The organism is Pseudomonas cremoricolorata DSM 17059 = NBRC 16634 (assembly GCF_000425745.1).
GTDB classification, from domain to species: domain Bacteria; phylum Pseudomonadota; class Gammaproteobacteria; order Pseudomonadales; family Pseudomonadaceae; genus Aquipseudomonas; species Aquipseudomonas cremoricolorata.
In genome coordinates this window covers 1-15,888 of sequence record NZ_AUEA01000007.1, presented here as the reverse complement: position 1 = coordinate 15,888, position 15,888 = coordinate 1, and the positions used below count along the sequence as shown (strand labels likewise).

The window sequence follows — 15,888 nt, the reverse complement described above, 5'->3', positions numbered from 1 at the left end:
TCAGCGAACTGAGATGGGTTGAGCTATAGCGAACTGATGGGTCACGGGATCCGATGCTTGGGGACGGGCATCGGATTTTTTGTGGGTGTGGGGAAAGTGCTGGGGCCTAGCCGTGAGTGGCGGTGAGGCTGCGCGACCCAATATGTTTCCCATTTTTTCCGTGTCTTTGGCCAGCTTTTATTAACCCAGCCGAGAGATTCTTAAACGATGCGCAGAAGACTCGGGAAAACGGTACTCAAAAATGGCGCAGCTTCCACTACTTTCAGACTTTGAGCCTAGCGGTGTGCGGGCGGGCAGAACCAGGTCTGCAGCCTTCAACAGTGCTGATGGAGGGACGCTGGCGCATGATTATCCTTTTAATAAGAGCAATGGTGTCGACGTAATGTTAGGTGGATAACATCGCCCTTATTAATGGGATGCTGAAGTGTCTTCGATGGCCGCTTACGCTCAGCGTCCGCCTTTGGCCGACAGCGGTTAAACGCGACCGGCTGTATTCGACCCATAGCGGCCATTCGTGAAGGGCAGAAATCGGCCAGAACCGGTCCCTCACATCGGATGCCATACTCGGCAGTTAATAACACCTCGAAAATTCGGTCCGCCCTATATCTGATTGAAGGTTGAAAACTGATGATATAGCTCGTCAAAGGTAACGATAGTCACGTGCGCAGCTACAGCCTGTCTTTGAACCTCAAATGCTTTCAGTTTCTCCTTGTCTCCACCGAAACTTGTGAGGTTACCCACGATGACAAAGCACCTCGGTGAAAAAACCTCGAACACGCTTTCACTATTATACCTCTTAGAGTGAAAATTCATGATGAGTTCGTTTCTTTGATTTAGGACCTGACTGATTGTCCCAGAAACTTCGCTGGATAACGGATAAGTACCGCGATACGTGGCGCCCAGAAGTTTAGTGTTGGGGGTTTTTATCTCAATAAACGTCAAGTTATTATTTAGCCCATCTATCAATGCGAAGTCTGTTCGTTTACTTCCTTTGCCTTCAGCGCTTGTAGTGCCAACATGAAATTCACGCTGTAAAAATAATGCATAACCTCCGATGAGTCGCTCCAATATTCCTTTTCGAGCAGACAACTCCATTTGCCAGAACTGTTCATCGTCCGCCTTTTCAGTTGCGAAGTCTTGCCAGACTGTAATAGCTGAAGCCAAATCTTCGGAATAGATACCTCTCTTGATCAGAGGCACGACATCCTGCTCTAGAAGCATGGAGTTGATATCGGTAAAGGCATTTACGCAAAGTGAGGCAAACTCTTTTGCGTCATTGTCTAGATAGTTTTCTTTCATATACTCAATTAATTTTTCGATACTTTCCTTGGCCCGCTCCCCATTCCTTATGGCTTTTTTGAAGTTCGGGTTTTTTTCGAGTTCATCTTTGAACAACTCAAAACTGTGATGTTCCCCAAGAGCATCCCGAACAGCTTGCTCACTTTGTTCTTTTACCGAATCAAGGAGATCTCCGAGACTTTCCTCCATATCACCTTCAGGATCAAAGTGATGCGAAAGCTTAAAACATAATACATCGCTAATTGCATTCGAGTCTATTGTTCTTGCTTCACGCAGGTCACGCGCAAGCTTTAATGAGTGCATCACCTCTTCGAATAATTTTTCATCTATGCCCATCACATTCCCTCCCCAGATAACCCCATCTACTCGTAAACAAAATTTCTTAAATCTTAACCAGCAAATCTCTTGTTTTTAGTTAACTCTCCGAGCATACATGATCCTTGGCAGGGTACAAAGACCTATATTTTATTCATAGAGGCTACAGGCCGTACCAAAGCTCGCGTGACGATGCTCAGGCTATTTATATGGGCAGCACCGCTGCACTTTGAAGGATCCTGAATGGTGCAGCGCAGACATGCTCCCCACCACTTGGGAAATTTAAACCGTTGGCTGCGCGAATGCTGGAATTATTTTTGCTGGCAGTTTGACGGGCAATTGCGTTGCGTTCGCTTCGGGGCTGCCCGCTTTGGGTCTGCCTCTCCCCTTGACCCGAGGCAGCAAACGACGAAAGTAGCCCCGACCGACCGCTTTGGGGCAAAAGCGGCCATCCACCGCCGGAAGCCTTCGACCAGTAGCGCCGTTCAGCAAGAGATGCAACCGACCAGCAGCTGCTACCAATACGCCTGACCTGAATTGAAGAGGCCTCATCCTCAGTCGGCGTTTTCTAGGCTCCCGTTACAAATCGGGCTCTCGGTGTTTCATAGAGAGTCCACATGCTCTCCGCCAGCGCCGCTGATCTGAGGAGTGCGATTCATCGACTCATCACTGCCCAAAACAAACATTCGGTGTACCCGTTCAAGTGTAAAGAACTGTAGATGCCATTATCAGTTCAGCACATAGGGATAGGTCAGATTGATAAAAAGTAAGCTAATCAACCAACCGCTCTGGCCGCCACTGCAAAAAGCATTCTCCGAAAACCCCTACAAAGATTCCATTGACCGCAAAGCACAACCCCACCTATTTTCCCCGAGCGCCTAAGAAACGCTTACACAGCAGTCCACCCGCTCCCGACAGATGCGGCCTTTTCATGCCTGTGGTCTAATCCTGCGAGCAGGAACCATTCTGTTATGTCGGGAGTGGGCTAATACAAGACCTGTAAGGGGAATATGTCCGGCCTGCTGTGTGAGGTTTCTTAGCTCCCGACACCCAGCCCTAAGAAAGCTGACAACTGACATATGAACTTGGCCGCCATGATTAGTTTAGTTCGCTAAATTTTCAGAACATTCCTACAGCTTTTTTTATTGTTCAATTCACCCGCCAGCAGTACCTTTTCCACGGCGCCTAAGAAACGCCTTCACGTAGCGGTCAATCCGCCCCGACAGATGCGGCTTTTTTGTGCCTGTGGTCTAATCCTGCGCGCAGAAAACGTGTTATGTCGGGAGCGGACTAATACAAGACCCGGAAGGGGAATACGTCCGGTCCGCTACGTGGGATTTCTTAGCTCCCGACACCCAGCCCTAAGAAAGCTGAAATCACGTAGAGGTTCTGAAAATGCCTACAAGATCCATCAGTACCAAGCAGTGCGAAACATGCGTCTTGCCTTCTCGCCAGGCTAGAAACCCCGGAGGCCAACCATGACCAACCTCCACTCCCCCACTCTCTTCACCCGCCACAACCGCCCTCTCCACACCCTCTGGCTCGAATCCCAAGCCTGGTTCTGCGCCCGGGAGCTGGGTCGGCTGAGTGGTCGCTTCTTCGACGAACACTGCCTGCGCAAGCTCGACCCGGATCAATGCCGGGTTGTGCAGTTGCTGCGCTATGGCCAGTGCGCGCAGACGACCATGGTCAGCGAGTCGGGGGCCTATACGTTGCTGGCGCATCACCATGTTCCGGAGAACCGTCATTTGCGTTGGTGGCTGACCCATGAGGTGGTGGCGGTGCTGCGGGGTGGGCAGCCTGAGGGGATGGGCGATGCACCGCAGCTCGGGCGGATGTGCTGGCCTGGCGGGCGCAGCGCGACGTTGTTGTATTGGCAGAGTGAGCCCTGGATGAGGATGCGCGACATGCCGGTGATGCTGGCTGGGGAAGCGGACCTGCCAGAGGCGGTTGGCAAGCATAGATTGAGTTGGCGTGAGTGCGCGCAGCGAGTGCTGCGGATGCAGGAGCTTTAGCGCCGAGGGCGGAGCGCGACGTACTTCCATGATCGATGGTGACGGATGAATAGCTTCAGCCGCTAGCTAATGCGCGTTGCAACGCCCCCGATCAGTTGACTCTCCCGTTAGGGTCAGGCTTTACCCTGCACGTTCATGTTCAGGATGAAGCGACGATGAGCAAACGAGTACTTGTGCTGCTGGGGCACCCGTCGGGCGAGAGTTTCTGCGCGGCGCTGACCGAGGCTTATATCGAGGCCGCCAGCGGTGCCGGCCATGATGTGAGGGTGTTACGACTTGATGCGTTGAGTTTCGACCCGGTATTGCGCAGCGGCTACCGGCAAGTCCAGCCACTGGAACCCGACCTGCTCAGGGCCCAGGCCGATATCACTTGGGCCGAGCATCTGGTGTTCATCTACCCCATTTGGTGGGGCGGTATCCCGGCGTTGATGAAAGGCTTTTTCGACCGTGTGTTCCTGCCCGGTTTCGCGTTTCGCTACAGGGCAGGCAAGGCGTTCCCCGAGCAACTGCTCAAGGGCCGAACGGCGCATCTGCTGGTGACGATGGATACACCGCCGTGGTACTACCGCTGGGTGTATCGCATGCCTGGCATTCATCAGGTGCGCAAGACCACCTTGCAATTCTGCGGTATCCGGCCACTGCGTACGTTGATGTTCGGGCCAGTGCTCGGCTCCAGTGCTCAGCGCCGCGAAGCCTGGCTCGAACGGGCACGCGGCATTGCCGTCTGACCTGCGCTCAGGTGATTCCCGAACCGCGGGTGCCATGCAATGATGCGCCGCTCCCTTACAAGAGGCCGCTCATGTATATCGGCAAAGCCGCGCAACTGTCGGGCACCACGGTAAAAACCATTCGCCACTATGAAGCGATCGGCCTGCTGCCGCCGCCCGAACGCCGAGGGCAGTACCGTGTTTACACTCAGCAGAGTGTCGAACTGCTGACGTTCATCAAGTGCGCGCAGCAGTTGGGTTTCAAGCTCAAAGAACTGCAGGCGATTCTGCTGGGGCATCAAGGTGCTGATCTGCCGTGGGAATTGGCAGGCAAGGCCATTGCCGACAAGAAACACGAAGTACTCGGGCAAATCACTGGCCTGCAACAGATATACGCGGGGCTCGAGGCGTTTGAAGCGAGCCTTGAAAGTGCGAAGTATCAGTGCGGGCTTGAGCGACTGGCATAAGCAACCAGGCGAGCTGCTGGCTTCGATTCGAATGCAATCTTGATTGCTGCTTGGGCAACTGGTGTTTTCCTACCTTTCCCGCTGGGGCGCAGGGTGATCATCGACCGTGCCCGGCCGATTGCTGAGCTACGCGCGCGACGTGAATCTTGCCCTCAGTCTCACGAACAACCCAAAGCGTCATCAGGATCGCAAGCCAGCTGCGGGATCACCTCTTGCAGCTCGTCGACCTCGATCCTGGCGCAGCGCTTGTTGGCCACCTCGACGTCGGACGCATTGCTCACCGCCACACCTGCGCTGCGCGCATCGGCCTGACCGGCCTCGCCGTCGTAATTGCTGTAGATACCGTAGGTGTAAGCACCGCTGGAAAACTTGATGAGGCTGTAGTCGGTCTGGAATCGCACGTAGTGATTGGCTTTGAACTCGCGAAGCGAAAACCTGGCCTTGGGGAACTCGAGTTCAGTAGTGCCATTGCGGGCGAAGCGATATTGCAGGCCTTCGAGCGCATCGCCCTGATAGCTGGCGCACAACGCCAATGTCACACCGCCTGCAACATCGCACTCAAACACAGCGCGTGCTTCGCCACACGCTGAAGCGGACGCAGCGTTGCTCAGTCCAGGGCTGAGCAGGATGAGTGCACTCAGCCAGCGGCTGAGGCGGTAAACCGATTTGGCTGAATTCATCGATGGGCTCCGGTGCAGGCCGTTCAGGCAGGATGTAGGCCGGCTATGGTAACCAACCCTCACCCCACCGCCCAGGCAATCACCGGCGCGGCCAGCACCATCAGCACGCCACTGAAGATCATCGTCAGGCTCGCCACCGCGCCCTCCTCCGGCCCCAGGCCGCGGGCGATGCTCATGCCAAAACCGTGGGCCGCGCTGCCCAGCGGCGCGCCCTTGGCAAGGCGGGTGCGCAGCGGCATCAGGGTTAGAATCATTTCGCCCAGGACGATGCCGAACAGGCCGGTGATGACCACGAACAGGCCGGTCAGCTGCGCGGTTCCGCCCAGGTGCGCGGTGGCCTCCAGGGCGAACGGCGTGGACACCGAGCGTGACAGCAAACTGCGGGTAATGGCCTGGTCCAGGCCCAGCGCACGGGCAGCCAGCAGGGTCACGCCGACCGACACCACAATGCTCGCCACGCTGCCGGCCAGCAGCGCCATCCAGTATCTGCGCACGATGCGCCGGTTGTTGTAGATCGGCAGGGCGAAGGCGACCGTCGCCGGACCCAAGAGCCACACCAGCCAGCGGGTGTCCTGGAAATACAGCGGGTAGCTCGACGAGGTGGCCTCGACCAGTGCGATCAACAGCACCGAGGTGAGGATGGCCGGGGTCAGCCATACCCGCGGATGACGCTTGTAGACGGCTTGGTTGCCATAGAACAGCCCCAGGGTCGCCAGCAGAAACAGTAGAGAGATCAGCGAATCGTTCATCACGACACCTGGCTGCCGAGGGCGGGGCGATCTCTACGCACATCGGTCAATTTGCCGTACCGCCGCTTGCGAATCTGCTGACAGATCAGCTCGACCACGCAGGCCGTCACCAGCATCACGCTGAGAAAGCCCACACCAATCGCCACCAGCAGTTTCAGGCCTTCATGCTCGAGCAGGTCGGTGTACTGCACCACCGACACCACCAGCGGAATGAAGTACAGCAGCATGTTGCCCAGGACCAGCTCGGCCCCCGCCTCCACCCACGCGGGCTTGACCAGGCCGCTCAGCAACAGCGCCACCAGCAGGCCAAGGCCGACGATGCCGCCGGACAGTGGCAGGGCCAGCAGGGTTGCAAGGCGCTGGGCGATCCACCACAGGCCGCCCAGCAGCAGCACCTGTCCCAGCGCTTTTGCCCACGAGGCGGCAGGACGTGGAGGGTTGACCTGCGGATAAGACGACATCGAACGATTCCTGGCATTTCAGCGAATGAGCAGAATGCTACCGACATGCCTTGCAAAGAAAAAATGAATTAAAGTCATGCAAATGATGCACAACAGGAATGCTCCATGGATATTCGTGCGCTGCGCTATTTCGTGACCGTGGTCGATCAGCAGAGCTTCACCAAGGCAGCGAACGCCCTGCACCTCACCCAGCCCACCGTGAGCAAGATGGTGCAGGTGCTGGAGCACAGCTTCGGGGTGCCGCTGCTGGCGCGCGAAGGCAAACGCTTCAGCGTCACCGAGGCCGGCGACATCGTCTATCAGCGCGCGAAGCAGATGATCGCCGTGCACCAGCGCATGAAGCAGGAGGTCGATGCGCTGCAGCGGGTCGAGCGCGGTGTGCTGCGCATGGGCTTGTCGCCTTCCACCCATTCGATTCTGGCGCCGGTGTTCGCGGCTTATCACGCCGCCTACCCCAACATCGAGCTCAAGCTGTTCGAGATCGGCAGTAACGATACCCTCGGCCACCTGCGCGACGGCGTGCTGGAAATGGGCACTGTGTTGGACTTTCCCGGTGCCGGGGATTTGTGGTCGGAGTTCGAGTCGCTGCCGTTGTTCGAATCGCCGATGTGTCTGCTGGCGCCGCGCCAGTCGCCGTGGCAGGGCCGAGCCAGCGTGGCACTCGAGGAATTGGCTGACAGTGAGTTCATCCTTTACGGCGACGCCTTTGCCCTCAATGACATGGTGACCGCCGCGTGCAGCGAAGCCGGGTTCACCCCGAAAGTCAGCGGGCGCAGCGGGCAATGGGATTTCATGGCCTCGCTGGTCGGCCTGGGCGTGGGGGTGGCGCTGTTGCCGAAAGTGTTTTGCGACACGCTGGCGCCTGAGGATTTCACCATTGCTCAGGTCGGCTCGCCGCCGCTGAGCTGGAATGTCTCGCTGGCCTGGCGGCGCGTGGGGCATCTGTCGTTCGCAGCCAAAGCCTGGCTGGAGCTGGCCAGGCGCTCGCTGCAAGCGCGTTGAATGCAAGAAAGCCACCTCGAGCGCTGGGCTCAGGTGGCTTTCAGTCGTTGCTTTCAGGGGTTGCGATCAAACGCTGGCCGAAACCGACGTCAGTCAGTGCGCAGCCTCATCCCCTCACAGCGCCGCGCCGGCCGGACGGCCCAGCACCCGGGCGTATTCTTCACGCGCGGTCTGCTCGGTGAACTCCCCCGACCACTTGGCGACCACCACCGTGGCCACGCTGTTGCCGATGGTGTTGCACGCGGCCATGGCCATCGACATGAAGCGGTACACGCCGAACAGCAAGGCCAGGCCTTCGATGGGCAGCACGCCAATGGCGGTGACCGTGGCGGCGAACACCACGAAGCTGCCGCCTGATACCGCGGCCGCGCCCTTGGAGGTCACCAGCATGATCGCCAGAATGCCCAGTTGCTGTTCCCAGCCCAGCGGCACGCCATAGGCGTTGGCGATGAACAGCACGCACATCGACATGTAGATCGAGGTGCCGTCGAGGTTGAAGGCATACCCCGTCGGCAAGACCAGACCGACACTCTGCTTCGAGCAGCCCAGGCGTTCGAGTTTCTGCAACAGACGCGGCAGTGCGCTTTCCGAAGACGCGGTGCCCAGCACGATGAAGATTTCATCCTTGATGTACTTGAGGAAGCGCCAGAAGCTGAAGCCCGACAACCGGCACACGGTGCCGAGGATCACGAACAGGAAGAAGGCGATCGCCACGTAGAACATCAGCACCAGGTTGGCCAGCGACATCAGCACGGCCGAGCCATTGCTGCCAACGGCGTAGGCCACCGAACCGAAGGCGCCCAGCGGAGCGAACTTCATGATCAGGTTGATGAACTCGAAGAAGCATTCCGACACCCGGTTCAGGCCATCTTCGATCACCTGGCGGCGTTCATGCTTGAGCGCCAGCAAGGCAAAACCGAACAGCACGGCGATCACCAGCACCTGCAACAACTGCCCGCCGGCGAAGGCGCCGACGAAGTTGTCGGGGAAGATGTTGTAGATGAAGTCCATGGTCGAAGTCGGTGCATGGCCCTTGGCGACCGCGGCACTGGCCGCAGCCGACGCGGCGCTGCTGGCGTGTGCGCCGTGCATGCCCGAGCCGATGCCGATCAAGTTGCCCCACAGCAGGCCCAGCGCCAGCGCTGCGGTGGACAGCACCTCGAAGTACACCAGCGCGCGCCAGCCGACCTTGCCGACGCGCTTGATGTCACCGGCCGAGGCGATGCCATGCACCACGGTGAAGAACACCAGCGGGGCCACGGCGGTCTTGATCAGTTTGAGGAAGATGTCCCCGAGAATCTTGAAGCTGGCAGCGACCTCGGGGGCGATGAAACCAAAGGCGATGCCCAGCAGCATCGCCGCGAGCACCTGAAAGGTCAGGTCCTTGTACAGCGGTTTTTTCGTAGTGGACGACATGGTTGCGTTCTCATTGTTCTTGTAGGGAAGCAGCACCAGAGCCCGGCACGCCGGGCCCGAATCGACTCAGCGGGCGACGCTGCCGGGCTGCGAAAGCGCCCGGTCGACCATCTGCGGGGCCAGGCCCAGGTAGTTACTCGGGTCGCACAGCCCTTCGAGGGTGGCCAGATCCAGACGCTCGGTGGCCTCGCCTTGCGCTTGCAGCGCTTCGAACAGGCTGATGCCTTCGTCGTTGGCGCGGCGGCAGGCGCTGTACACCACGTCGTGTGCCACCTGGCGGCCAAGCGCCGGGGCCAGGCCCATCATCACGGCTTCTGCGACGATCAGGCCCTGGGTCATGTCGAGGTTCTTGCGCATGCGCTCGGTGCGCACATCCAGGCCGGCGAGCATGAAGCGCGCCTGACCCAGCGAGGCGGCAGACAGGGCGAAGGCTTCTGGGATGGCGATCCACTCGGCCTGCCACGGACCGGTGGAGCGTTCGAAGTCCTGAATCATCGCATCGAGCATCAGCCCGGCCTGCTGGCGTACACCTTTGGCTGCGGCGTACATCAGTTCGCAGGAAATCGGGTTGCGCTTCTGCGGCATGGTGCTGCTGGCGCCACGCCCTTTGACAAACGGCTCGTAGGCTTCGCCCAGCTCGCTGGTCATCATCATCATGATGTCCAGCGCCACTTTGCCCAGCGAGGCGGTGACCAGGCCGAGGAAGTTCAGGGTTTCGGCAAAACCATCACGGGCCACGTGCCAGGTGGCTTGCGGCACGCCCAGGCCGAGTTCAGCCATCAGAGCGGCCTGCACTTGCAGGCCCTTGTCGCCCAGCGACGCCAGAGTGCCTGCGGCGCCGGCGAACTGGCCGACCTCAACCCGTGGGCGCAGCTCGACCAGGCGCTCGGCGTGCCGGTCGAACATGCTCAGCCATACGGCGCACTTGTAGCCGAAGGTGATCGGCAAGGCATGCTGCAAGTGCGTGCGGCCAGCCATGGGCGTGTCGCGATAGCGCTGCGCCAGCTCGGCCAGCAGACCGCGCACGGCTTGCACGTCGCGCTCGACGATGGCCAGGGCGCTGCGCACCTGCAACACCACAGCGGTGTCCATGATGTCCTGGGTGGTGGCACCCCAATGCACGTAACGGCCCGCTTCGCCGCACAGATTGGACAACTGCTCGACCAGCGGCAGGATCGGATAGCCGACAATTTCGGTTTCATGCTGCATCAGCGCCAGATCCAGCGACTCGTAGCGCGACAGCTCGGCGATCTGCGTGGCGGCTTCGGCAGGAATCACCCCGCACTGCGCTTCGGCCTTGGCCAGGGCCACTTCGACCTCGATGTAACGCTCGATCAGCGCTTTGTCGGAAAACACTTCACGCATTTCGGCGGTGCCGAACATGTCGCGGAACAAGGTGGAATCGAAAACGGTAGTGGACATGGGCAAGATCCTGAAATGTTGTTATTGACCGTACATATTGATAATGTACGTACATAATTCTTGCCCCACCGCTGTTACACTGTCAACCGACGAATTTCCAGGGAACGACCAAAGGCATGAATCAGGCGCGATACGCCAGCGTGGCGAAGGATTTGATGGAAGGTATCGCCACAGGCCGTTACCCGGTTGGCAGCCTGCTGCCCACCGAATTCGAGCTGTGCGACCTGTACGATGTCAGCCGCCACACCGTGCGTGCGGCAATCAATCAGCTGTCGGTGCAGGGGCTGGTGTCGCGGCGCAAGCGCGTCGGCACACGGGTCGAGGCCAGCAGTCCGCGTGGGGGGTATTCGCAATCGCTCGCCAGCGTGGCCGACCTCGCCCACCTGGCTGAAACCCAGCAGCGGGAAATCCAGACCGTGCGCCACTTCGTCGCTGATCTGAGCGAAGCGGCGCGACTGGGCCTGGTGCCGGGCGAGCACTACTTCTGCGTGTCGAGCATTCGTGTCGACCGGGTGCATAACGCAGCGCCGCTGTGCTGGACCGACGTCTATGCGCAGCGCGACTACAGCGATGTCATCGAACTGGCCCATGAGCATCCCGACCAGTTGATCGCCGGGCTGATCGAAGCGCATTTCGGCAGGGCGATCGCCGTGGTCGATCAACAGGTACGGGCGGTGCTGCTCAGCGCCGAGCTTGCCCAGGCGCTGGCGGCCGAGGCCGGTTCACCGGGCCTGCGCATCATTCGTCAGTACCGCGATGAAATCGGCGAGCTGATGGCTGTCTCGGAAACCGTACACCCGGCCGATCGCTTCACCCTCACCACGCAAATGCGTCGAGACCGCAGCGCCAGCTGAGTTCAGGGCCTCATCAACGGTTCGATGCCGATCCAGGTCTTGACCGGTTGATGGCAGAGCTGCAAGGGCGGGATCGGTAACTTCTGGCCTTGCACCTGGAGCGCGCCCAAGTTGATGGTCCACTTCGAATCGGCGGCGAACCGATCGGTCTGGAACACCACGTAGGCCGAGCCATAGTGCTTATTGTTGGTGATGCGCGGGATCAGGCCATGCACTTCGTCACTGTTGATGTCATACGGCGAGGGCCGTGCGTTGCGCGGCGTGATGCGGGTGTAGTCGTAGACATCGCCGTCGCCGAGGTACACCTCGGGCCTGGCCTGCAACCGTGTGCCATCGGCGAAAGTGATGAACGCTTCACGGCTGTCGTACAGAATCGGTACGGCAGGCACCCCGCCGCTGCCACGTTTCACGCGCTGACGGTCCTGGTTGTAGGCAATCAACTGCACGTAGAACTCTGAACGGGGATACTTCTCGCCAGGGTGTTGAACATGCAGCACTTGCTGGAACGGCTGATCGGACCAACGCGCAGCGTGATCGTACAGATAGGCCTGCAGGAAGATGCGTGTCGGCCCTTGCGGGCCCGGCACCTGAAACTCGAACTTCGAGGTACACAGGTCAGCATAGGCCGGGCGTTCACGCTTCCACGGCACGCACGCGCTGCTCAGCACGGCCAAGGTCAGAACTGCAGCGGCTTTGTAGGGTATGGCCATGGCGCGTCCCAAGTGCGTTCAGATGATCACTGATCGGCCAATACTTTACCGGCCACCGCGACCTGCTGTTGTTCCTGCATCCAGCCCAGCACGTTGAAGAACACGTCCATGCTCATGATGCCGGTGGCGATGGTCGACAACACCACTTGGCCATCGTTGTCCTTGATCACCACCTTCTCGGTCCAGTTGCTCATGCTGGCTTCGCGCAACAGCGAAATGGGGAAACGACGGCCGTCCACTTCCAGGGTCTGGGGTGTGATCAACAGTGGCTTGGTCTCCACATTGAGGAAGTTGCCGGTCATCCGCTTGCCCCACACTTGTTTCGTGTCGGCGTAGTTGAACTGCACCGAGCCACCCTGGCTCAAGGTTTCCAGGGCGATGGGCAGACGGGCTTGCACGTGCAGGTCACGCACCAGTTCCATGAACTCATCCAGCTTGGGCATATGCGGGTTGACCCGGCGGAACTGTTCACCGGAGTGGCGGCGATAGGCGAGGTTGTTGATCAGCCCGGCAGTCAGGGTCTGGCCCGACGCGAACAGGTACAGGTCATTCATCTCGACGAAGGGCACGAACTCATCGACGCTCGAAGTGACCTGGCGAATGCCGTGTTCATGCACGTCGTAGCGGGCGTCACGCAGTTTCTTTTGCCAACGCGACAGGGCGAACATACACAGTGCAATGAAGACAAGGAAACCTGCCGCATACAGCAGGACTTCGGGCGGACCATTGAAGCGGGTACCACCCGATGTGGTGGCGCCTGGCGTGGAGAAAATGGAATATCCGTAGGCGAGGAACGCGGCAAGGCCGAGCAATACGGCGATGAAGCCGTAAATGAAGATCAGATAGCCTCTTCCGTAGCGGTATGACTTGATAAGACTACCAGTGCTGGCATCGTGCATGGTGACACTTCCTTTTGAGCAGAGATGAATGCGAGGTTGTTCGCTCGGATCAAATCTGCTCGACAAGGTTCATACGTACAGAGGTATTTGTGGGGGAGTTGGCAACTTCAACTAGGCGTTTGCTGCCGTTGAAAGCGATACAGCCCACGCACCGATTCCAGCACCTGCGGCACGCACGCCTGCAGTTGTTCGCGGCTCATGGTATCGAGCAGCTCGAAGTTGTCTTCCAGACCGTGCAGGGAAATGGCCTTGAGCTGTTCGTTCTGCGCGGCGGGCAACTCATCCCATCCGGCGATCTGGGTACCGCGCATATAACCGAAGCACCACTCTTCCAATACCACGATGCTGCCGTGTTCATCTTCACTGTGTTCGAACAGCGGCTGGTAGCTGTCCAAGTCATCGGCCAGCGACTGCGCCACCTGATCGGCGTAGCGCAACATTAGCGCGGTGTAGGCCTCTTCATGGGCCGGCTTCTTGAACTTGGGTACTTTGCCGCCGGCGACCGCGGGCAGCCATTGTTCAGGTAATACCCGCACCGGCGAACTGGCGAGCGCTGTGAAAAAGCCGTTGAGCTCGGCCAGGTTGAGCACCGAGTAGTCATTGCCGTAGGTGATGAGCAGGTCTTCGAGGCGAAGCAGTTCTTTGTCGCTTAGAGAGGGGAGCATGGGCTGACTGTCCTGAGGCACACGTAGCCATGCACCCTAGCACAGGCGCAGGGCAACGGCTTGGATGGTGTGGATCAGGAGTAATCAGGCCAGGGCCGCTACTGTGCCAGTAGCGACCCGGTCTAGCGGCTTAAACGCTCAGCGCGCGCTCACGCAGCTCGCTGTTGAGGATGCGGTCGTTTTCGCTGTAATCGACCGGGCAGTCGATGACGTGAACGCCTGGGGTGTCGATGCAGTGCTGCAGCAACGGCAGGAAGCCTTCGGCGCTTTCCACGCGATGGCCATTGGCGCCGTAGGCTTCGGCGTATTTGACGAAGTCCGGGTTGCCGTAATCGAGGCCGAAATCGGTGAAGCCCATGTTCGCCTGCTTCCAGCGGATCATGCCGTAGCCATCGTCACGCAGAATCACCACGGTCAGGTGCATGCCTAAGCGCACGGCGGTTTCCAGTTCCTGGCTGTTCATCATGAAACCGCCGTCACCGCACACCGAAATGACCGGGCGATCCGGGTGCACCAGATGCGCGGCCATGGCCGATGGCAGGCCTGCGCCCATGGTCGCCAGGGCGTTGTCCAGCAGTACTGTATTGGGCTTGTGGGCCTTGTAGTTGCGGGCGAACCAGATCTTGTAGATGCCGTTGTCCAGCGCGACGATGCCCTCAGAGGGCAGCGCACGACGGATGTCGGCGACCAGACGCTGGGGGTAGACCGGGAAGCGCTCGTCATCGGCGCCTTCGACGATCTGCGCTTCGTTGGCTTCACGAATGGTCATCAGCCGGGTGAAGTCCCAGTGGGTAGTGTCGGTGAGCGCTTCGCCGATCTGCCACACGGCGTTGGCGATGTCGCCGATCACCTCGATCTGCGGGAAGTACACCGCATCGACTTCGGCAGAGCGGAAGTTGATATGGATGACTTCGGTGCCGCCACGGACCATGAAGAACGGCGGCTTCTCGATCACGTCGTGGCCAATGTTGACGATCAGGTCGGCCGCTTCCACCGCGCGGTGCACGAAGTCGCCGGACGACAGCGCCGCATTGCCCAGGAAGCGAGGATGACGCTCGTCGACCACGCCTTTACCCATCTGCGTGGTGATGAACGGGATGCCGGTCTTGTCGATCAGCTGCTTGAGCACCTTGGCCGTCATCTTGCGGTTGGCACCGGCGCCGATCACCAGAATCGGGCTGCGGGCGTTCTGCAGTTTCTCGACAGCGGCTTCGATCGCCTTGTGCTCTGCCAAGGGGCGGCGGTGCAGGCTTGGCGGAATCGGCATCGAGTCGGTTTGTTCGGCCGCGATGTCCTCAGGCAGTTCCAGGTGCACGGCACCGGGCTTCTCTTCTTCAGCCAGGCGGAACGCTTCGCGCATACGGGCCGGGATGTTGTCGGCCGAGGCGAACTGATGGGTGTACTTGGTGATGGGGTCCATCATGCCGCAGACGTCGATGATCTGGAAACGGCCCTGCTTGGACTTCTTGATCGGCTTCTGGCCAGTGATCATCATCATCGGCATGCCGCCGAGGTAGGCGTAGGCGCTGGCGGTTACCAGGTTGGTCGCGCCAGGACCGAGCGTCGAAAGGCTGACACCGGTCTTGCCGGTCAGGCGTCCGTAGGTGGCAGCCATGAAGCCGGCAGACTGCTCGTGACGGGTCAGCACCAACTTGATCTTCGACTTACGCAGGGATTCCAGCAGGTCGAGGTTTTCCTCGCCAGGAATACCAAATACATACTCGACACCTTCGTTTTCCAGGCATTGCACAACGACATCGGCGGCCTTGGCCATCTCGCTTGTAACCTCACGTGATATTTCGGTGGTAGATCCAAAATTCGCCTGGAGTCGACACTCCTAGCGGTCATTTCCTGGCGCTGTTGAAACGGCAAGAACAAGGTCTTGACGCCGTTAGCGGCCAGGCAAGTCACGTAGTTTGCCTACTTTCGTGGTAAATGAGGGGGAAATCTGCGAGAGCAGAGTCAGGGCCGCGTCTGGTTATGAGCCAGAAAAGACAAAACCCCTACCTGCTCGCGCAGATAGGGGTTTTGCGAAATGAATCTTGACGATGACCTACTCTCACATGGGGAAACCCCACACTACCATCGGCGATGCATCGTTTCACTGCTGAGTTCGGGATGGGATCAGGTGGTTCCAATGCTCTATGGTCGTCAAGAAATTCGGTAGCCGGTGCGTTCTGTGAACGTGCCAGCGAATTCGGATATGTGATGTTCGTGAGCTGCGAAT

General features: G+C 59.1%; 15 protein-coding genes and 1 rRNA gene. 5 read left to right on the top strand and 11 right to left on the bottom strand.

Annotated elements, in window-relative coordinates:
- Positions 1–600: 600 nt before the first annotated feature.
- A complete protein-coding gene (locus H618_RS0108735) occupies positions 601–1,635 on the bottom strand; it encodes a Shedu immune nuclease family protein (RefSeq protein WP_081673739.1) in 1,035 nt (344 codons plus the stop codon).
- Positions 1,636–3,092: 1,457 nt separating this feature from the next.
- Between H618_RS0108735 and H618_RS0108730 the strand changes: the two genes are divergently transcribed.
- From H618_RS0108730 to H618_RS0108720, 3 genes are all read left to right on the top strand, one after another.
- Positions 3,093–3,629, top strand: a complete 537-nt coding sequence (locus tag H618_RS0108730) for a BRO-N domain-containing protein (RefSeq protein WP_028694717.1) — start codon at positions 3,093–3,095, stop codon at positions 3,627–3,629.
- A gap of 155 nt (positions 3,630–3,784) precedes the next feature.
- Positions 3,785–4,357 (top strand): NAD(P)H-dependent oxidoreductase, encoded by a 573-nt coding sequence (locus tag H618_RS0108725; RefSeq protein WP_028694716.1) that lies wholly within the window; start codon positions 3,785–3,787, stop codon positions 4,355–4,357.
- A gap of 71 nt (positions 4,358–4,428) precedes the next feature.
- A complete protein-coding gene (locus tag H618_RS0108720) occupies positions 4,429–4,803 on the top strand; it encodes a MerR family transcriptional regulator (protein WP_028694715.1) in 375 nt (124 codons plus the stop codon).
- A 158-nt stretch (positions 4,804–4,961) separates the two neighbouring features.
- Here the strand turns inward: H618_RS0108720 and H618_RS22075 are convergent, their stop codons facing one another.
- The 3 genes from H618_RS22075 to H618_RS0108705 form a co-directional block, all read right to left on the bottom strand.
- The gene (locus H618_RS22075) at positions 4,962–5,342 is read right to left on the bottom strand and encodes a hypothetical protein (protein WP_154660638.1); all 381 of its coding nucleotides are present in this window, start codon (positions 5,340–5,342) and stop codon (positions 4,962–4,964) included.
- Between the two features lie 200 nt (positions 5,343–5,542).
- On the bottom strand, positions 5,543–6,232 hold the full coding sequence (locus H618_RS0108710; RefSeq protein ID WP_028694714.1) for an LrgB family protein: 690 nt from the start codon (positions 6,230–6,232) through the stop codon (positions 5,543–5,545).
- Positions 6,232–6,693, bottom strand: a complete 462-nt coding sequence (locus H618_RS0108705; RefSeq protein WP_028694713.1) for a CidA/LrgA family protein — start codon at positions 6,691–6,693, stop codon at positions 6,232–6,234. Before H618_RS0108705 ends, H618_RS0108710 begins: the two co-directional genes overlap by 1 nt.
- A 105-nt stretch (positions 6,694–6,798) precedes the next feature.
- Between H618_RS0108705 and H618_RS0108700 the strand changes: the two genes are divergently transcribed.
- Positions 6,799–7,695, top strand: a complete 897-nt coding sequence (locus H618_RS0108700; protein ID WP_028694712.1) for a LysR family transcriptional regulator — start codon at positions 6,799–6,801, stop codon at positions 7,693–7,695.
- A 114-nt stretch (positions 7,696–7,809) separates the two neighbouring features.
- Here H618_RS0108700 and H618_RS0108695 read toward each other — a convergent pair whose 3' ends face one another.
- Positions 7,810–9,111 carry a cation:dicarboxylate symporter family transporter gene (locus H618_RS0108695; RefSeq protein ID WP_028694711.1) on the bottom strand — a complete coding sequence of 434 codons (1,302 nt, stop codon included), beginning with the start codon at positions 9,109–9,111 and terminating at the stop codon, positions 7,810–7,812.
- A gap of 66 nt (positions 9,112–9,177) precedes the next feature.
- Entirely contained in the window at positions 9,178–10,533 is a 1,356-nt protein-coding gene (locus tag H618_RS0108690) for a class-II fumarase/aspartase family protein (protein WP_028694710.1), read from the bottom strand.
- A gap of 116 nt (positions 10,534–10,649) precedes the next feature.
- Here H618_RS0108690 and H618_RS0108685 point away from each other — a divergent pair, with 116 nt between their 5' ends.
- A complete protein-coding gene (locus H618_RS0108685; protein WP_028694709.1) occupies positions 10,650–11,387 on the top strand; it encodes a GntR family transcriptional regulator in 738 nt (245 codons plus the stop codon).
- A gap of 2 nt (positions 11,388–11,389) precedes the next feature.
- Here H618_RS0108685 and H618_RS0108680 read toward each other — a convergent pair whose 3' ends face one another.
- The 5 genes from H618_RS0108680 to rrf form a co-directional block, all read right to left on the bottom strand.
- Positions 11,390–12,097, bottom strand: coding sequence for a hypothetical protein (locus H618_RS0108680; protein WP_028694708.1), 708 nt, complete (start codon positions 12,095–12,097; stop codon positions 11,390–11,392).
- Positions 12,098–12,123: 26 nt separating this feature from the next.
- The gene (locus H618_RS0108675) at positions 12,124–12,996 is read right to left on the bottom strand and encodes a hypothetical protein (RefSeq protein WP_028694707.1); all 873 of its coding nucleotides are present in this window, start codon (positions 12,994–12,996) and stop codon (positions 12,124–12,126) included.
- A gap of 107 nt (positions 12,997–13,103) precedes the next feature.
- The gene (locus tag H618_RS0108670) at positions 13,104–13,661 is read right to left on the bottom strand and encodes a UPF0149 family protein (protein ID WP_028694706.1); all 558 of its coding nucleotides are present in this window, start codon (positions 13,659–13,661) and stop codon (positions 13,104–13,106) included.
- Between the two features lie 130 nt (positions 13,662–13,791).
- Entirely contained in the window at positions 13,792–15,435 is a 1,644-nt protein-coding gene (locus tag H618_RS0108665; protein ID WP_028694705.1) for an acetolactate synthase large subunit, read from the bottom strand.
- A gap of 266 nt (positions 15,436–15,701) precedes the next feature.
- Positions 15,702–15,817: ribosomal RNA gene (gene rrf / locus H618_RS0108660) — 5S ribosomal RNA — on the bottom strand.
- Between the last annotated feature and the right edge of the window lie 71 nt (positions 15,818–15,888).